Raw genomic sequence first — 16,871 nt, forward strand, 5'->3', positions numbered from 1 at the left:
AGGTCCCAAGGGTTGGGCTGTTCGCCCATTAAAGCGGCACGCGAGCTGGGTTTAGAACGTCGCGAGACAGTTCGGTCCCTATCCGCTGCGCGCGTAGGAGAATTGTGAGGGTCTGTCCCTAGTACGAGAGGACCGGGACGGACGGACCTCTGGTGTGCCAGTTGTCCCGCCAGGGGCACGGCTGGTTGGCTACGTTCGGTCGGGATAACCGCTGAAAGCATCTAAGCGGGAAGCCTTCCTCAAGATGAGTTCTCCCACCCCCGTTTGTGGGGTGTAAGGCCCCCGGTAGACGACCGGGTTGATAGGCCGGAGATGGAAGCGCGGTGACGTGTGGAGTCGACCGGTACTAATAGGCCGAGTGGCTTGAACACATGATCCGTTCAAACCAAATCGCCGCATGTGTTGCGTGTAGTTGTTCGCGTCCCTGTGTGGTTCCCGGAAAACAACCGGGTACCCGTAGTGTCATAAGTGGATACCGAGCCTGACGCTCGGACGAGTCTTCCCGCACCCCCCTGTTTGGTGGGGTGTTGGGGGTTGGTCGTTCGGTGGTTTTGGCGAAGGGGAAACACCCGGTCCCATCCCGAACCCGGAAGTTAAGCCCTTCAGCGCCGATGGTACTGCATGGGAGACCGTGTGGGAGAGTAGGACACCGCCGGACTTGAATTGGTCGAGGGTCGCCCCGAATTTGCGGGGCGGCCCTCGACGCATGTCGTGGTTCTGCCGAAGTAGGCTGCAAGGGTTCACGAACCACCATCAAGAACAGTGACGGACGTGATGAGCGCGGAAGAGGACAGCCGCAGCGACGACAGCCGCGAGCGGCGGGGCGATAACGGGCGGCGGAACGCGCCGGCCCGTCGTGGGGGTAACGCCCGTGGCGGCCCTGGCGGGGCCGGGGACCGCAAGGGTGGCGGGCCTCGCGGTGGAGCACCTCGCGCCAGTGGTGGCTGGAAGGGCCGGGATTCACGTGGTAAGCGTGATGATCGGAAGCCGGACCGTCCCTTCAAACGTTCCGACGATCGGCGCACCGAATCCCGTGAGGGACGCTCGGACGACCGTCGTGAGGCCCGTTCCGGTGGCCCGCGCGGTGAACGCCGGTTCGATGGGCCGCGTGGTGGCCAGGGAAAGCCCGGGGAGCGCAGGTTCGATGGGCCCCGTGGTGGCCAGGGGAAGCCGGGGGAACGGCGGTTCGGCGGTCAGCAGGGGGGTGAGCGCCGGGAAGGGCGCTTTGCCGGTCCTCGTGGGCCTCGCCAGGGTCAGGGTGCCGGTCCGCGCCGGGAAGGGCGTCCAGGCGGCGGTCAGGGAGAGCGGCGGTTCGAGGGACGTCCGCAGGAGCGCCGGTTCAAGGATCGTGACGACAGGACGGGGCGTGACGAGCGTCGTTCTGGCGGGCGCCGGTTCGAGGGGAAGCGCGAAGGACGTCCCGGAGAGCGCGACAAGCCGCCCTTCAAGGGACGCGGGCCTAAGCGTCCGCAGGAAGGCGGACGTTCCTACGGGCCGCCGCGTGACCGCCGGGACCGGCGGGAGAGGCCCGAGGAGCGCGAGCGTCCCGCGCCGAGGCACGATGATCCGCTGCTCCCGGACGACGTCACCGGCGAGGAACTGGACGCCGACGCCCGCGTCGAGCTGCGCACGCTGCCGAAGGAGTTGGCGGCGAAGGTCGCGCGCCACCTGGTGATGGCCGGGCGGCTGGCCGAGGACGAGCCGGAGCAGGCCTACAAGCACGCGAGGGCCGCGCGGCGGCTCGCGTCCCGTGTCGGGATCGTCCGGGAGGCCGCCGGGATCGCGGCGTACCACTCGGGTGAGTGGGCGGAGGCGCTCGCGGAGCTGCGGGCCGCGCGGCGGCTCGGCGCCGGTGACGACTCGTACCTGCCGGTGATGGCCGACTGCGAGCGCGGCCTCGGCCGTCCCGAACGCGCCCTGGACCTGGTCAGGTCGCCGGAGGCGGAGAAGCTCGACCCGATGGGACGAGTCGAGCTGCGCATCGTGGAGTCGGGTGTGCGCCGCGACATGGGGCAGTACGACGCGGCCGTGGTCACCCTGCAGATCCCCGAGCTGCGCGACCGGCGGCTCCGGCCGTGGTCGATGCGGCTGTTCTACGCCTACGCGGACGCGCTCGTCGCGGCCGGCCGGGAGGGCGAGGCGGCCGACTGGTTCGCCCGGGCCGCGGCGGCGGACCGGGACGGCGAGACCGACGCCGCCGAACGGTACGCCGAGATCGAGGGTCTCGACATCGTCGACACCGAGGATGAAGAGGGCGCCGAAGAGGCCGAGGGCACCGAGCCCGCGGCGACGGACATCGCGTTCCAGCCCCCCGAACCCGAGATCCAGGACGTGCCCGAGGAGGACGTCCCCGAGGCCCCGGCGGTGTTCCTGGAGCCGAAACCGGTGGACGAGCGGCCCCCGGAAGAGGAGTGACGCCCGGTACTTGACCGGTGGTCGGGTTTCCCGGATATTCACGGGACCGCGCCGTTCGGGGGCCGCCGGATCCGTCCGGCGGTGACCGACTCCCTGAGGAGAGTCATGCCTCTCAACCGACGCGCGTTCCTGCGCGCCGCCGCCGTCGCCGGTGGGACGACCGCGTTCTCCGGCGCCCTGTGGCAGCGGGCCCTCGCATCGGGGCCGGCGCAGCCAGGTCCCAGCCCGTACGGTCCGTTGCAGACCGCGGACGGCAATGGGCTCCAGTTGCCGAGGGGGTTCAGGAGCCGGATCGTGGCGCGGTCGCAGCAACGCGTCGAGGGCACGAGGCACACCTGGCATCCGGCCCCCGACGGCGGAGCGTGCTTCCCCGACGGGGACGGCTGGATCTACGTCAGCAACTCGGAGGTCCCCCTCGTCGGTGGCGTGTCCGCTCTGCGGTTCGACGCGTTCGGGAAGGTGACCGGGGCCTACCGCATCCTGAACGGCACCACGCTGAACTGCTCCGGTGGGGCGACGCCGTGGAACACGTGGCTGTCATGCGAGGAGCACGACTACGGCCTCGTCTACGAGACGGATCCGCGCGGCCGGAAGGCGGCGGTGGCCCGTCCGGCGATGGGCAGGTTCAAGCACGAGGCCGCCGCGTCCGATCCTGTGCGCAAGGTCGTCTACCTGACCGAGGACCAGGGCGACGGCTGTTTCTACCGTTTCCGGCCGAAGACGTGGGGCGACCTTTCGTCCGGCACACTCGAAGTACTGGTCGGCTCCGGGACGGGCCCCGTCCGGTGGACGAAAGTGCCCAGTCCCCAATTTTGGCTTACCCCGACCCGTGAGCAGGTGGTGGACGCCATGCGTTTCGACGGCGGCGAAGGCTGCTACTACACGCACGGCGTCTGCTACTTCACCACCAAGGGCGACGGCCGTGTGTGGGCCTACGACGCGGCCAATGAGCGGCTGGACATCGCCTACGACGACGGCCTCGTCACCACCGGAGAGGCGCCCCTGCACAGCGTCGACGCCGTGACCGCCACGTCGTCCGGTGACCTCTACGTCGCCGAGGACGGTGACAACATGGAGATCAACCTCATCACCACGGACGGGATCGTGACGCCGTTCCTGCGCGTCGCCGGCCACGACAAGTCGGAGATCACCGGTCCTGCGTTCAGCCCGGACGGTTCACGCCTGTACTTTTCGTCCCAGCGCGGCAGGAGCGGCTTCATCGCCGGTACGGACGGCTGCACGTTCGAGGTCACCGGCCCGTTCCGCTGATCAGGCGTGCTTGCCCAGGGCGTGCATGATTCCGGCGACGTTGCTCCGCGCGCTGCTCAGCAGCTCGTACTTGGCGGCGAGCTCCGGGTCGATGTCGCCGCCCGTGACGGCGTAGCGGTCCTTGGTCCGGTCGACGACCATCGCGACGGCGTGGTCGAGGTCGAGGTCCTGGTCCTTGGCGTCCTGGACGGCGTCCACCCAGACCCGCAGTTCCTCCGCCGACCGTTCGAGCGTGTCGTCCACTTCGCTCACGGGCCCGTAGTGCGCGAACAGCAGCCGTTGCGGGCCCAGTGACCGGAACCTGGCGAGCGAGGCGAGCGCGGTGTCGAGGTCGAAGTCGGGCGGCGGCGTCGCGGGTTTCACATCCGCCGTCTCCGGGATGTAGATGCCGGCGGCGTCGCCCACGTACAGGTCGCCGGTTTGGGAGTCCATCAGCCCGACGTGGTGCTTGGCGTGGCCGGGGGAGTAGTGCGACTCCAGCCGCCGCCCGCCGCCGAGGTCGATGACGCCGGTGTCCTCGACGGCCCGGATCCGTGCCGCGTCCGTCGGCTTCAGCTCCCCGAACAGCGTGTCCAGGCTGTCGCCGTACACCATCCGGGCGCTGCGCATGAGCCGGGACGGGTCGGCCAGGTGCCGCGCGCCCTTCTCGTGGACGACGACCTCCGCCCGCGGATACATCTTCGCGATGTCGCCGACGCCGCCCGCGTGGTCGAGGTGGATGTGGGTCACGACCACGGTCGCCAGGTCGTCCGGTCCGACGCCCATCTCCCGCAGCGCCGCCTGCACCACGGGGGCCGAGCCGGATGTGCCCGGCTCCACCAGGCATGGCCGGTCGGACAGGATCAGGTATCCGGCGGTGATGCCGGTGTGGCCGGCCATCCGGGTGTCGATCTCGTAGACGTCCCCGCCGAGCGGTGTGATCGTGGTCGTGGTGTCCATCCCCCGATCATGGCCTCTCTGCGGTGTCCGGGTCGAGGAGCCGCAGGACGAGTCCGGTGCGCGGCTTGGGGCCGAACGAGGTCGACTTGCGCGGCACCCGCTCGCCCTTGCCCGCGACGGCGAGGACGTCCGCCACCTTGAGCGGGTTCAGGACGACGGCCGTGCCCCCCGCCCGCCGGGCGCGGGCCACGGCGGCGGACGGGTCGTCGTGCACCACCTCGATGGCGTTCTCATTCTCCGGGATGTCCCACACGTGCTCGATGAGGAGATGGTCGAGGACGGCGGTGTGGAGCCGGCGCCAGCGCGGCGAGTGCTCGGACGGCATGCAGCGCGCGAGTGCGTCCTCGTCGGGCTCCGAAAGAAGATGAAAGGTGTCACCTCCGCCGAGAAGGAACGTGGGGCCCTTCGCATTGGCCAAGGCTTCGACGGCGGACCCCTCGTCCAGGAAGTCGGTCACCCGGAAGACCTTGCGGGCCTTGCCGACTGCGTCGTCCGGAGGGAGGCCGGGCAGGACGCGGTGGATCGCGCCCAGATGCGGTGGGTAACGCGTCGAGTCCACCAGGAGCGCCAGCCCGGTGTCCCATGGGCCGGGCCCGTCACCGGCGGCGTGGTGGCGGGCCTGCAAGGCGCGGTAGGTGGCGTAACGGTGATGGCCGTCCGCGATGAGGGCCTGCTTGTCCCGGAGGTCTGTGGCCACGCGCGCGTGCGAGACGGGGTCGGTGATGCGCCACAGCCGGTGCGTCAGCCCGTCGTCGGCGTCGAACTCCACCAGCGGCGCGCGGGAGGCGGCGTCGTCGACGATCCGCGCCGTGTCCCCGCCGCCCTCGTACACCAGGAAGATCGGCTCCAGGTTGGCGTTCGCCGCCGTCATCAGCGCGAGCCGGTCGCGGACCGGGCCGGGGAAGACGTTCTCGTGCGGCAGCACGACGCCGTCGGCCTCCGGGCGCAGCCCCAGCGCGCCGATCAGGCCGCGCTGCAGGACCGTCCCGCCGCGGGCCGCCTCGTAGACGTACAGGGCCGGGTCGGGGTCGATGGCGAGGGCACCCTCGTCCAGCCAGCGGCGGAGCCGTTCGCCCGCCGCCTCGTAGCCCTCCCCGGCGGCGCGCGGCAGGTTGAGCCGGACGATGTTGTGCCCGCCGCCCGCCAGCAGCCGCAGTGCCGCCGCCTCGTCGATCAGGTCGTACGGCGGCATGGTGACCGAGGCCGGATCGCCCGCCACCTCCGGGACGAACCGGACACCGCGGAACGGGGCCAGCTCCAGGCCGGCGCCCGTGCGCGGCCCGGACGTCCCGAAGATCTGGGCGCTGAACTCCTCCGGGCCGAGACCGGAGGGGAGATCGTCGTCCACGGTGGGCATCGTAGTCGTGAGCGGCGTGTGCGCCGGGAGGCGCCCGGCGCCCCGGCGGGTACGGTGATCCGAGGGGAGGTCCATATGAATGGTCAAGGATCTGGACGGCCGGACGATTCCCCAGCGGACGATCCGGGCGAGCACGCGGCCTCGCCGGGCGGCGGGGTCTACGAGTGGTACACGCGGGGCCTGGAGCTGCTGCGGTCGGGCAGCGCCGCCGCGGCGCTGCAGCTGCTGGCGCGGGCGGCGGAGGCCGAGCCGGGGTCGCACAGCATCCGGGAGGCGCTCGCCCGCGCCCAGTTCGGCGCCCGGCAGTTCGGCGCGGCGGCCGAGAGCTTCCGCGGGATCGTCGAGGAGGAGCCCGCCGAGGACTACGCCCGGTTCGGGCTCGGGCTGGCGCTCAGCCGGCTCGGCGACTTCGAGGGGGCCGTCGAGCATCTGGCGCTCGCCGCCGCCATGCGTCCCGACAACCGGGACTACGCGAGGGCGCTGCGGCACGCCAGGGCCACCCTCGCGGCGCGGCGCTGACCCGCGCCTTACCCGCAGGTAACACCCCCGTACGATCGCACGCATGAGGAGCGCGATGAAAGGCAGCGACCGTCCCCTGAGCGAGGCGTACGACGTCGCCCTGCTCGACCTCGACGGGGTCGTCTACGTCGGCCGCAGGCCCGTCCCGGCGGCGGCGGAGTCGCTCGCCAAGGCGCGGGCGGCCGGGCAGCGTCTCGCATTCGTGACCAACAACGCCTCCCGGACGCCGTCGGCCGTCGCGGCGCTGCTCACCGACGTCGGCGTCCCGGCCGAGGCGGACGACGTGGTGACGTCCGCGCAGGCCGCGGCGCGCCTGCTCGCCGAGCGGCTGCCCGCCGGGTCGGAGGTCCTCGTGGTCGGCGGCATGGGGCTGCGGCACGCCCTGTACCAGCACGGACTACGCCCGGTGTCGACCGCGGCGGGACGGCCGGCCGCCGTCGTGCAGGGCTACCACCCCGGACTCACCTACGGGGCGCTGTCCGAGGGCGCGCAGGCCGTCGCCATGGGCGCGCTGTTCGTCGGGTCCAACGGCGACCTGACCATCCCCGGCGGCGACGGGCCCCCGCACCCGGGGAACGGCGCGCTGCTCCGCGTGATCAGCTCCGCCACGGGCGTCGAGCCGATCGTCACCGGCAAGCCCGAACGCCCGCTGCACCAGGAGTCGATCCTGCGCACGGGCGCCCGGCGCCCGCTCGTGGTCGGGGACCGGCTCGACACCGACATCGAGGGCGCCCACAACGGCGGCGCCGACAGCCTCCTGGTGTTCACCGGGGTCACCGGCCACATGCGGGCCCTCACGGCGCCGCCGAACCGGCGCCCCACCTACCTGGCGCCCGATCTGACCGGGCTGCTCGTCCCGCATCCGGAGATCGTCCCGGTGGACGGCGGATACCGCTGCGGCGGCTGGACGGCCCGGCGCGGCGGCGAGACGTTCACCGTCACCGGCTCGGGCGACCCCTACGACGGCCTGCGCGCCCTCGCGTCCGCCGCCTGGGAGAGCGACACGCCGCCGCCCCGCGAAGCCCTCACCGAGGCCCTGGAAAGCCTTCCGTTCGCCTCCGCGCCCACCCGCCAGTGAGGTCAGAGCAGCTTGCGGAGGCGCAGCAGATCGAAGATGCTCGCCTCGATCTTGACGCGGCCGGCGACCCACGCCTTGGCCGGGTTCAGTTCGTCGTGCGCCATCGCGACGAGATCGTCGCTGCCCACGGTGAGGCGCACCTGCGCGGACCCGGGGTCGCCGTCCGGCTCGAAGGGGTCGAGACCCCCCTGGTGCAGGCGGGTGCGGTAGGCCAGCCCGAGATCGGGGATGCGGCAGCTGATCGTCCGCTCGACGACGTGCTCGGCGAGCCGGTCGGCGTCCACCTCCGCCAGCCGCGCCGCGACGCGGTCCAGCGCCGCACGGCAGTCCTCCTCGTTCGCCATGGTCAGGCAGTTCCCCGTTCGTCCGGTAACGATGTCGTTCAGGGACGGTAGCGTTCGGGATGAGCCGGAGGCGACTCGTCACGGGCGCTCCGGGACCGCTGGGAGGTAAAACGTGATGTCCGACGAGGCCGCGGGGAGGCCGGAGTTCCCGGCCGCCGGCGAGACCGGGGAGGCCGGGGAGCAGGCGCCGGAGCCGGGGTTCCCGGCCGCGGCGCCGCCCGACCCGACCGGTGATCCGCGCGTGGACGCCGCCGTGGCGCGCCTCGGCGAGCTCGGCGGGCGGCCCGTCCCCGCGCACGTGGAGATCTTCGAGGACGTCCACCAGCGGCTTCAGGAACTGCTCGCGTCCGCCGGGCAGGAGGAGCCGCCCCGCCCCGCCTTCCCCGACGCCCTGCGCCCCCGCCCGTGAGCACTCGCCGGAGACTGGACGCCGAACTCGTCCGCAGGAAACTGGCGCGGTCGCGAGAGCATGCCGCGCAGCTCATCGCCGACGGCCGGGTGCGGGTCGGCGGGCAGCGGGCCGCGAAGGCGGCGACGCAGGTCGAGGCGGGCGCCGCGATCGTCGTGGCCGAATCCGGTGCCGGCCCCGAGTACGTGTCGCGCGGCGGGCACAAGCTCGCGGGCGCGCTGAAGGCGTTCGGCGGCCTGGCGGTGCGGGGCCGCGTCTGCCTGGACGCGGGCGCCTCGACCGGCGGGTTCACCGACGTCCTGCTGCGCGCGGGCGCCGCGCACGTCTACGCGGTGGACGTCGGCTACGGGCAGATCGCCTGGCCGCTGCGCACCGACGACCGGGTCACCGTCCTGGAGCGGGTCAACATCCGCGAGCTGCGGCCGGAGATGCTGGGCGACCCGCTCCCGGATCTGGTCGTCGGCGACCTGTCGTTCATCTCGCTGAAGCTCGTCCTCGGGCCGGTGCGCGAATGCGCCACGCCCGGCGCCGACTACGCGGTCATGGTCAAGCCGCAGTTCGAGGTCGGCAAGGACCGGGTCGGCGCGGGCGGCGTGGTCCGCGACCCGGAGCTGCGCGCCGACGCGGTGCGCGGGGTGGCGCACCACGCGGCGACGCTCGGCCTGGGCGTCCTCGGTGTGACGGCGAGCCCGCTGCCGGGCCCGTCCGGCAACGTGGAGTACTTCCTGTGGCTGCGCGCCGGGGCCCCGCCGCTGGACGAGGCCGGCCTGGCGAAGGCGATCGAGGAGGGCCCGCGGTGAGCGGCGGGCCCCCGAACCTCCAGGGTCTCCGGAACGTACAGGGCCTTTGGGATGTCCAGGGGACGGCCGAACCGGGAACGTCCTCCCGAGGGGTGTTCGTCCAGACGTCTGTACGCCGGAGCACGCCGGGGAGTGGGGCGAGAGCATGAGCAAAAGGTCGGTGCTGGTCGTGACGCACACCGGGCGGCCCGAGGCCGTCCGCAGCGCGCAGCTGGTCATCGAGCGGCTCAGCGAGGCCGGGATCTGCGTGCGGGTCCTGGACGACGAAGCCGGGCGGATCGGCTGCGCGGGCGTGGAGGTCATGCCCAGCACCGCCGCGGCCGCCGACGACGCCGAGGTCGTCATGGTCCTCGGCGGGGACGGGACGCTGCTGCGCGCCGCCGACCTGACCCGCACGTCCGGCACCCCGCTGCTCGGTGTCAACCTGGGGCACGTCGGGTTCCTCGCCGAGGCCGAGCGGGAGGACCTCGCCGCCACCGTCGACCGGGTGTGCACGCGCCGCTACGAGGTCGAGGAGCGGATGACCGTGGACGTCACCGTCCGCCGCAACGGCACCGTGATGGGCACGACGTGGGCGCTGAACGAGGCCAGCATCGAGAAGGGCGAGCGGGAGCGGATGCTGGAGGTCGTCGCCGAGATCGACGGCCGCCCGCTGTCGAACTGGGGCTGCGACGGGGTGGTGTGCGCCACACCGACCGGCTCCACCGCGTACGCGTTCTCCGCCGGCGGCCCGGTCGTGTGGCCGCAGGTGGAGGCGATGCTCGTCGTGCCGATCAGCGCGCATTCGCTGTTCGCTCGTCCGCTGGTGGTGTCGCCGCGCTCATTGGTCGCGGTGGAGGTGCTGCCGGACACGCCCCGCGCCGTCCTGTGGTGCGACGGGCGCCGCACGCTCGACCTGCCGCCGGGCGCGCGGGTGGAGGTCCGCCGCGGCGCGGAGCCGGTGCGGCTCGCGCGGCTGCACCTCACCCCCTTCACCGACCGGCTGGTCACCAAGTTCGGGCTGCCGGTGACGGGCTGGCGCGGCCGGGTCCGGCAGCCGACCCGGCCGTCCCCGCCGCTCGGGGACTCGCAGATCGGCGACGCCCCGGCCGCGGGCGGCATCGCCGGCCCCACCGGGCCGGGAGATGTGCCGGGCGGCGTTCCTGGATCGGACCCGGAGCCGGACGGGGGAGTGTCCGGCGAGCAGAGGGGATAATCTCCACAGGCGCCGATCGGGGATCTGTTTGCGGAGGGTTGTGACGCTGGTGCGTCCGATGATCGATGAGGTGCGGATCCAGGGCCTCGGGGTGATCGACGAGGCCGTGCTCGATCTGTCGCCTGGCTTCAACGTGGTGACCGGGGAGACCGGGGCAGGCAAGACCATGGTGGTCACCAGCCTCGGGCTGCTGTTCGGCGGCCGCGCCGACCCGCAGCGGGTCAGGCCGGGCGCGGGCCGCGCGACGGTCGAGGGACGGATCGCCGTCGACCCGGGCGGCCGCGCGGTGGAGCGGGTCGAGGAGTCCGGCGGCGAGCTGGACGACGGCGCGCTGATCGTGACCCGGTCGGTGTCGGCGGAGGGACGCTCCCGCGCGTTCCTCGGCGGCCGGTCCGTCCCGGTGAGCGTGCTGATCAATCTGGCGGACGACCTGGTCGCCGTGCACGGCCAGTCCGACCAGCAGCGGCTGCTGCAGGCCGGGCGGCAGCGCGCCGCGCTCGACCGGTACGCGGGTGGCGCGCTGACCAAGCCGATGCGCGCCTACACCAAGGCGTACCAGCGGCACCGGCAGGTCACCGCGCTGCTGGAGGAGCTGACGACGCGGGCGCGGGAGCGGTCCCAGGAGGCCGGCGTGCTCCGCTTCGGCCTGGAGGAGATCGAGAAGGTCGACCCGAAGGAAGGCGAGGACGCCGAGCTCGCCGCCGAGGAGGAGCGGCTCGGGCACGCCGACGCGCTGCGCGGCGCGGCCGACACCGCGCATGAGGCGCTGCTCGGCGATCCGGCCGCCGCGTTCGAGGCCGCGAACGTGACCAGCCTGCTCGGCCAGGCCCGCAACGCGCTCGACGCCGTCCGCGAGCACGACCCGGAGCTGGCGGCGCTCGCCGACCGGCTCGCCGAGACCGGCTACCTCGTCTCCGACGTCGGCACCGACCTCGCGTCCTACGCCGAGTCCGTGGACGCCGACCCGGCGCGGCTCGCGGCCGTCCAGGAGCGGCGTGCGGAGCTGACCGCGCTGATCCGCAAGTACGGCGGGACGGACGGGACGGCCGCCGGGGTCCTGGAGTGGGCGCGGACGGCGGCGGCCCGCCTCACCGAACTGGAGGGCGACGACGACCGCATCGATGAACTGCGCGCCGAGCACGCCGAGCTGACCGAGCGGCTCACCGCCGAGGCGGGGGAGCTGACCGCGGTCCGCACCCGCGCCGCCGAGCGGTTCTCCGATGCCGTGACCGGGGAGCTGACGGCGCTGGCGATGCCGCACGCGCGCGTCGTCGTCACGGTGAACCCGACCGGTGACTACGGGCCGCACGGCGTCGACGAGGTCGAGGTCCGGCTGGCGCCGCATCCGGGGTCGCCGCCGCTGCCGCTGCACAAGGGCGCGTCCGGTGGTGAGCTGTCCCGGGTGATGCTGGCGATCGAGGTCGTGTTCGCCGGCGCCGACCCCGTCCCGACGTTCGTGTTCGACGAGGTCGACGCGGGTGTCGGCGGCAAGGCCGCGGTGGAGATCGGGCGGCGGCTGGCGCGGCTGGCCCGCAACGCGCAGGTGATCGTCGTCACGCACCTGCCGCAGGTCGCGGCGTTCGCCGAGCGGCACCTGCTGGTGGAGAAGTCCGATGACGGCACGGTGACCAGCAGCGACGTCACCGCCCTGGACCGGGAGGGACGCGTCCGGGAGCTGTCGCGGATGCTGGCCGGCCTGGAGGACTCCGAGCTCGGCCGCGCCCACGCCGAGGAGCTGCTCGCGATGGCCGCCGAGGAACGGTGACCGCCCGCGGGGTCACCGGGGGTGCCCGCGCGGATGCGCCCGGACATCCGTGCCCTCCGGCGTTGGCTCGCCCGCTCTGGCAGGATGGTCGACGATGAACGACCCGTCACCCACCACCGAGTCCGCCGCCGAGTGGCGCGCCCGGCTGAACCGGAAACTGCCGCGGCGCGTCCTCGCGCTGGGCCGGGCCCGCGACGACGGCCGGGCGGGAGTCAGCGCCACGGTCCGGCTCGACCGCCGCACCAAGAACCTGACCAAGCGGCTGCAACCCGGCGAGGTCGCGGTGATCGACCATGTCGATCTCGACCGTGTCAGCGCCGAGGCGCTGGTGGCGTGCCAGGCGGGCGCCGTGGTGAACGTGGCGCCGAGCATCTCCGGCCGGTACCCGAACCTCGGCCCGCAGATCCTGGTCGAGGCCGGCATCCCGCTGCTGGACGACGTCGGCCCGGAGATTTTCACCAAGCTGCAGGAGGGCGACCAGGTCCGCGTCGAGGGGTCCGCCGTGTTCCGCGGCGAGGACGTCGTCACCAAGGGCACCGAGCAGACCGCCGAGTCCGTCCAGACGGCGCTGGCCGAGGCCAAGGCGGGGCTCGCGTCCCAGCTGGAGGCGTTCGTCGCCAACACGATGGAGTACGTCAAGCGCGAGCGCGACCTGCTCATCGACGGCGTCGGCGTCCCCGACATCGGCACGAAGATCGCCGGGCGGCACGCGCTGATCGTCGTGCGCGGCTACCACTACCGCGAGGACATCGCGACCCTGCGGCCCTACATCCGCGAGTACCGTCCCGTGCTGATCGGGGTGGACGGCGGCGCCGACGCGCTGCTGGAGGCCGGCTACCGCCCCGACATGATCGTCGGGGACATGGACTCGGTCTCCGACGCCGCGCTGACCTGCGGTGCCGAGATCGTCGTGCACGCCTACCGGGACGGCCGCGCGCCGGGCCTGAAACGCGTCCACGAGCTCGGGCAGCAGGCCGTGGTGTTCCCGGCCACCGCCACCAGCGAGGACATCGCGATGCTGCTCGCCGACGACAAGGGCGCGACCCTGATCGTCGCGGTCGGCACGCACGCCAACATGGTGGAGTTCCTCGACAAGGGCCGCGCCGGCATGGCCAGCACGTTCCTCACCCGGCTCCGGGTCGGCAGCAAGCTCGTCGACGCCAAGGGCGTCAGCAGGCTCTACCGCAGCCGCATCTCCACCGGGTCGCTGCTGTTCCTCGTCCTCGGCGCGTTCATCGCCATCGTCACCGCCGTCGCCATGTCCCCGGCGGGGGACGTCATCAGTCCCCTGCTGGCCGACCGCTGGCACGCCTTCGTCTTCTGGCTGACCGGACTTTTCACGTGATCGATTTCCGCTACCACCTCGTCTCCATCGTCGCGATCTTCCTCGCGCTGGCGCTCGGCATCGTGCTGGGCTCCACCACCCTGTCGGACTCGGTGAGCGAAACCCTGCGGCAGCAGGCCAACTCGGCGGCCAAGACCGCCCAGCAGGCCCGGCTGGCGCAGCGGGACCTGCAGCACCAGGTGAACGGGCAGGAGCAGTTCACCAAGGTGCTGTCGCCGCAGCTCGTCCAGAACCGGCTGAAGGGCCAGTCGGTGGTGCTCATCGAGACACCGGGCGCCGGCAACGACAGCATCGAGCAGGTCAGCGAGCTGGCGAAGAACGCGGGCGCCGCCGTCACCGGGCGGGTCACGATCCAGAAGAAGCTTCTGGACGACGACCAGCGGACGGCCGTCGACGAGTTGACCACCCGGCTGAAGGGCGACGGCGTCGAGTTCCCCGCGGACGCGGACGCCTACGACAAGGCGGGCACGGTGCTGGCGAACGCGCTCGTCACCCGGGACCCCGCCAAGTCCGGCCGCGAGGACGCCGCCGGCGGCGCCGTCCTCAACGGGTTCCGGCAGGCCGGGTACGTCACCACCAGCGGCAAGCCCGGCCAGCACGCCACCCTCGCCGTCATGGTCGCGCCCGCCGCCCCGTACGCCTACGACGGCGGCGACGAGGACAACAAGGCGCTGATCTCGCTGGCCGCCGCCCTCGACGCCGCCGGGCGCGGTACCGTCGTCGGTGGCCCGTCGACCTCGGCGCAGGAGGGCGGGCTGATCGCGGCGCTGCGCGACTCCGACTCCGACGGCTCGGTCTCCACCGTGGACGTGGTGGACACCGCGTCCGGGCAGGTCGTGACGATCCTGGCGCTGCAGAAGGAGATCGACGGCAAGTCCGGGCAGTACGGCACGGGCGCCGGCGTGAGCGGCTACCTGCCCTCGCCCGCGCCCACGGCGGGGAAGAACGGGTGACCTGATGAAACGAGGCATCGCCAGGGGTGCGCGGCTCGCGGCGGGCATGGGGCTCGGCGCCGTGGCGGCGCGCGCCGCCTACACCGCGCTGACGCGGCGCCCCCCCGGCCTGAACGGGCTGCCGGGCGAGGAGGTGTGGGGCCGCACCAACCACCGCGGCGAGCCGGTGACGCTGCTGGAGGGCCCCGCGGTCGTCGCGGGCGCCGCCGCGGCCGGGCTGCTCACCCCCGGCGCCGCCGGCCGGATGCGCGCCGCCGCGCTGCTCGCGGGCGCCGGGTCCGGTGCTCTCGGCGGCTACGACGACCTCGCGGGCTCCGCCTCGTCCCGCGGCTTCAAGGGCCACCTGACCGCGCTCGCCCGCGGCGAGGTCACCAGCGGCGCGGTGAAGATCCTCGGCATCGGCGCGACCGGGCTGGCCGCCGCCGCGATCGCCGGGTCGCCCGCCCCGTCCCGGACCGGGCGCGCGTTCGACACCCTCGTCAACGGCGCGATCATCGCGGGCGGCGCCAATCTGATGAACCTGTTCGACCTGCGCCCCGGGCGGGCCGTCAAGGTCGGCCTCATCGCCGGCACGCCGCTGGCGCTGACCCGGTCGGGCTCCGCCGTCGTCGCGGCCCCGCTCGGCGCCGCCGCCGCGCTGCTGCCCGAGGACCTCGGCGAGCGCGCGATGCTCGGCGACACCGGCGCCAACGCGCTCGGCGCGCTGCTCGGCCTCGCCGCGACCCGGCTCGGGCGCGGCCCCCGGCTCGCCGTGCTGGCCGGGGTCGCCGGGCTGAACGCCGCCAGCGAGTTCGTCAGCTTCACCAAGGTCATCGCCGGCAACCCGGTGCTGAACCGCCTCGACATGCTGGGCCGCCGCCCGGCCGCCGCCCCCGCGCCCGCCCTCGCCGTGACCCGGAAGCCGGACATGGGGGACGCGTTCCGCCCGGCCGTCCCGCCGCAAGCCGGCCCGGCGGGCAACGGTGTCGCGGCGGGCCCCGCCTAGGCGCACCGGACGGCTCCGCAGAACGTCCACGAGTGCCTTCACCCATCGTGCCCCCGCCCGGAACATCCCCGCCGGACCGCCGTTCCCCGGCGGGGCGCCGGCTGACCGGCGGCCTCGCGGGCGCCGCCGTCGTCATCGCGGTCATCACCGTGCTGTCGCGGCTCGCCGGGTTCGGCCGCACCTACGCCTTCTCCCAGACGGTCACGACATCCTGCCTGGGCCAGGCGTACTTCACCTCGACGCAGTTCCCCAGCATCGTCTACGAGATCGTCGCGGGCGGCGCGCTCGCCAGCATGGTCGTTCCGGTGCTGGCCGGACCGGCCGAGCGCGGCGACCGCGAGCAGGTCCGCCGGATCGGCTCGGCGCTGCTCACCTGGATCGTCGTGCTGATGGTGCCGCTGTCGGCGCTGATGGCGCTCGGCTCCCGCCCGATCGTGGAACTGCTGGTGGGCCGCGATCTGGAGGGCTGCTCGCGCGCCGACGTCGTGGACGTCGGCTCCAGCATGCTCGCGATCATGTCGGCGCAGATGGTCATGTACGGGATGGCGGTCGTCCTGTACGGGCTGCTGCAGTCGCACCGCCGGTTCGTCGCGCCCGCGCTGGCGCCGCTGATGTCGAGCCTGGTGGTCATCGGCGCCTACCTCGCCTACGCGCCGCTCGGCCGCGGCCACGAGAACGATCTCGCCGGGCTGCCGCTGGACGCGGAGCTGACGCTGTCGATCGGGACGGCGCTCGGCGGTGTCGCGATGGCCGCGACCGCCGGGGTCGCGGCATGGCGGCTGAAGCTCGGGCTGCGCCCGACGCTGCGGTTCCCGGACGGGGTGGCGCGGCGGGTGCGGCGCCTCGCGCTCGCCGGCCTCGCGACGGTCGCGGCGCAGCAGTTGTCGGCGCTGCTGGTCGTCCGGCTGAGCTACCAGGGCACGGGCGGCGCCCTCGCCAACTACCAGTACGCGTGGGCGATCTACCTGCTGCCGTGGGCGATCCTCGCGGTGCCGATCGCGACCAGCGCGTTTCCGCTGCTGTCGGCGCGGATCAGTGCCGCGGAGCAGGACCGGTTCGACCAGATCACCGCGTCCACGACCCGCGCGGTGATCCTGGTGTCGTGCGCGGGCGCCGCCGCGCTGGCCGCCGTCGCCGTGCCGATCGCGGCCGTGTTCAACCCGGGGCATCCCGACCAGCAGGAAGTGCTGTCCCGGGCGGTGCTCGCGTTCGCGCCCGGCCTGCTCGGGTACGGGCTCGTCGCGCATCTCGGACGCGTCCTGTACGCGTGCCACAAGGGCCGGATGGGGGCCGCGGCGGTCGTGACGGGCTGGCTGGTCGTGATGGGCGCGGACGTGGCGCTGGTGCTGTCGGTCGGACGGCAGTGGGTCGTCGCGGCCCTCGGCCTCGGCAACGCCGTCGGGATGACCGTCGCCGGGGTGCTGCTGCTCGGCACGCTCGTCCGCGCCCGCGGCGCCGCGTCCGCGCGGGGGCTCCCGCGCGCGCTGGCGGCCGGGGT

The 16,871-nt window shown here is 73.3% G+C and carries 15 protein-coding genes, 2 rRNA genes and 1 pseudogene; 14 read left to right on the forward strand and 4 right to left on the reverse strand.

From position 1 onward, the window contains the following. Positions 1-371 (forward strand): 23S ribosomal RNA (locus tag AF1_RS27765); the annotation flags it as partial. A gap of 170 nt (positions 372-541) precedes the next feature. Further along, a 5S ribosomal RNA gene (gene rrf / locus AF1_RS27770) occupies positions 542-658 on the forward strand. A gap of 302 nt (positions 659-960) precedes the next feature. Here rrf and AF1_RS36890 read toward each other — a convergent pair. After that, complete coding sequence (locus tag AF1_RS36890) at positions 961-1,668, reverse strand: serine/threonine-protein kinase (protein ID WP_165488482.1); 708 nt, start codon at positions 1,666-1,668, stop codon at positions 961-963. Here AF1_RS36890 and AF1_RS27780 point away from each other — a divergent pair. Further along, entirely contained in the window at positions 1,645-2,415 is a 771-nt protein-coding gene (locus tag AF1_RS27780; RefSeq protein ID WP_242609046.1) for a hypothetical protein, read from the forward strand. The genes AF1_RS36890 and AF1_RS27780 overlap by 24 nt on opposite strands. 105 nt (positions 2,416-2,520) lie before the next feature. Further along, positions 2,521-3,684, forward strand: a complete 1,164-nt coding sequence (locus tag AF1_RS27785; RefSeq protein ID WP_067805704.1) for an alkaline phosphatase PhoX — start codon at positions 2,521-2,523, stop codon at positions 3,682-3,684. Here AF1_RS27785 and AF1_RS27790 read toward each other — a convergent pair whose 3' ends face one another. Both AF1_RS27790 and AF1_RS27795 read right to left on the reverse strand, forming a co-directional pair. Next, the gene (locus tag AF1_RS27790) at positions 3,685-4,623 is read right to left on the reverse strand and encodes an MBL fold metallo-hydrolase (RefSeq protein ID WP_067805707.1); all 939 of its coding nucleotides are present in this window, start codon (positions 4,621-4,623) and stop codon (positions 3,685-3,687) included. Positions 4,624-4,630: 7 nt separating this feature from the next. Beyond that, positions 4,631-5,980, reverse strand: a complete 1,350-nt coding sequence (locus AF1_RS27795; protein WP_084263410.1) for a DUF1015 family protein — start codon at positions 5,978-5,980, stop codon at positions 4,631-4,633. Between the two features lie 75 nt (positions 5,981-6,055). Here AF1_RS27795 and AF1_RS27800 point away from each other — a divergent pair, with 75 nt between their 5' ends. Both AF1_RS27800 and AF1_RS27805 read left to right on the forward strand, forming a co-directional pair. After that, positions 6,056-6,499 carry a tetratricopeptide repeat protein gene (locus AF1_RS27800; RefSeq protein ID WP_067805709.1) on the forward strand — a complete coding sequence of 148 codons (444 nt, stop codon included), beginning with the start codon at positions 6,056-6,058 and terminating at the stop codon, positions 6,497-6,499. 55 nt (positions 6,500-6,554) lie between these two features. Next, a complete protein-coding gene (locus AF1_RS27805; protein WP_067805711.1) occupies positions 6,555-7,577 on the forward strand; it encodes an HAD-IIA family hydrolase in 1,023 nt (340 codons plus the stop codon). Between the two features lie 2 nt (positions 7,578-7,579). On the opposite strand, the gene AF1_RS27810 is transcribed toward AF1_RS27805, so the two are convergent. Next, positions 7,580-7,921 carry an SCP2 sterol-binding domain-containing protein gene (locus AF1_RS27810; RefSeq protein ID WP_067805714.1) on the reverse strand — a complete coding sequence of 114 codons (342 nt, stop codon included), beginning with the start codon at positions 7,919-7,921 and terminating at the stop codon, positions 7,580-7,582. Positions 7,922-8,033: 112 nt separating this feature from the next. Between AF1_RS27810 and AF1_RS27815 the strand changes: the two genes are divergently transcribed. The 8 genes and pseudogenes from AF1_RS27815 to murJ form a co-directional block, all read left to right on the forward strand. Next, positions 8,034-8,330 (forward strand): hypothetical protein, encoded by a 297-nt coding sequence (locus AF1_RS27815; RefSeq protein WP_131733020.1) that lies wholly within the window; start codon positions 8,034-8,036, stop codon positions 8,328-8,330. Then, complete coding sequence (locus AF1_RS27820) at positions 8,327-9,130, forward strand: TlyA family RNA methyltransferase (protein ID WP_067805720.1); 804 nt, start codon at positions 8,327-8,329, stop codon at positions 9,128-9,130. The genes AF1_RS27815 and AF1_RS27820 overlap by 4 nt, the downstream gene beginning before the upstream one ends. A gap of 145 nt (positions 9,131-9,275) precedes the next feature. Further along, a pseudogene (locus AF1_RS27825) lies at positions 9,276-10,160 on the forward strand (NAD kinase); the annotation flags it as partial. Between the two features lie 223 nt (positions 10,161-10,383). Beyond that, positions 10,384-12,090, forward strand: a complete 1,707-nt coding sequence (gene recN / locus AF1_RS27830) for a DNA repair protein RecN (RefSeq protein ID WP_067805736.1) — start codon at positions 10,384-10,386, stop codon at positions 12,088-12,090. 94 nt (positions 12,091-12,184) lie between these two features. Next, positions 12,185-13,435, forward strand: coding sequence for a putative cytokinetic ring protein SteA (gene steA, locus AF1_RS27835; protein ID WP_084263412.1), 1,251 nt, complete (start codon positions 12,185-12,187; stop codon positions 13,433-13,435). After that, on the forward strand, positions 13,432-14,388 hold the full coding sequence (locus AF1_RS27840; protein ID WP_067805724.1) for a copper transporter: 957 nt from the start codon (positions 13,432-13,434) through the stop codon (positions 14,386-14,388). The genes steA and AF1_RS27840 overlap by 4 nt, the downstream gene beginning before the upstream one ends. 4 nt (positions 14,389-14,392) lie before the next feature. Further along, positions 14,393-15,373, forward strand: a complete 981-nt coding sequence (locus AF1_RS27845) for a hypothetical protein (RefSeq protein WP_067805727.1) — start codon at positions 14,393-14,395, stop codon at positions 15,371-15,373. 32 nt (positions 15,374-15,405) lie between these two features. Beyond that, a partial coding sequence (gene murJ, locus AF1_RS27850) for a murein biosynthesis integral membrane protein MurJ (RefSeq protein WP_255218846.1) occupies positions 15,406-16,871 on the forward strand: 1,466 nt, incomplete at its 3' end.

The organism is Actinomadura formosensis NBRC 14204, from assembly GCF_001552155.1.
Lineage (GTDB): Bacteria > Actinomycetota > Actinomycetes > Streptosporangiales > Streptosporangiaceae > Spirillospora > Spirillospora formosensis.

Bases quoted from the DNA above. Each gene is read 5' to 3' on its own strand.
- AF1_RS27785 (WP_067805704.1), top strand. From the start codon at position 2,521: ATGCCTCTCAACCGACGCGCGTTCCTGCGCGCCGCCGCCGTCGCCGGT.
- AF1_RS27790 (WP_067805707.1), bottom strand. From the start codon at position 4,623: ATGGACACCACGACCACGATCACACCGCTCGGCGGGGACGTCTACGAG.
- AF1_RS27795 (WP_084263410.1), bottom strand. From the start codon at position 5,980: ATGCCCACCGTGGACGACGATCTCCCCTCCGGTCTCGGCCCGGAGGAG.
- AF1_RS27800 (WP_067805709.1), top strand. From the start codon at position 6,056: ATGAATGGTCAAGGATCTGGACGGCCGGACGATTCCCCAGCGGACGAT.
- AF1_RS27805 (WP_067805711.1), top strand. From the start codon at position 6,555: ATGAAAGGCAGCGACCGTCCCCTGAGCGAGGCGTACGACGTCGCCCTG.
- AF1_RS27810 (WP_067805714.1), bottom strand. From the start codon at position 7,921: ATGGCGAACGAGGAGGACTGCCGTGCGGCGCTGGACCGCGTCGCGGCG.
- recN (WP_067805736.1), top strand. From the start codon at position 10,384: ATGATCGATGAGGTGCGGATCCAGGGCCTCGGGGTGATCGACGAGGCC.
- steA (WP_084263412.1), top strand. From the start codon at position 12,185: ATGAACGACCCGTCACCCACCACCGAGTCCGCCGCCGAGTGGCGCGCC.
- AF1_RS27845 (WP_067805727.1), top strand. From the start codon at position 14,393: ATGAAACGAGGCATCGCCAGGGGTGCGCGGCTCGCGGCGGGCATGGGG.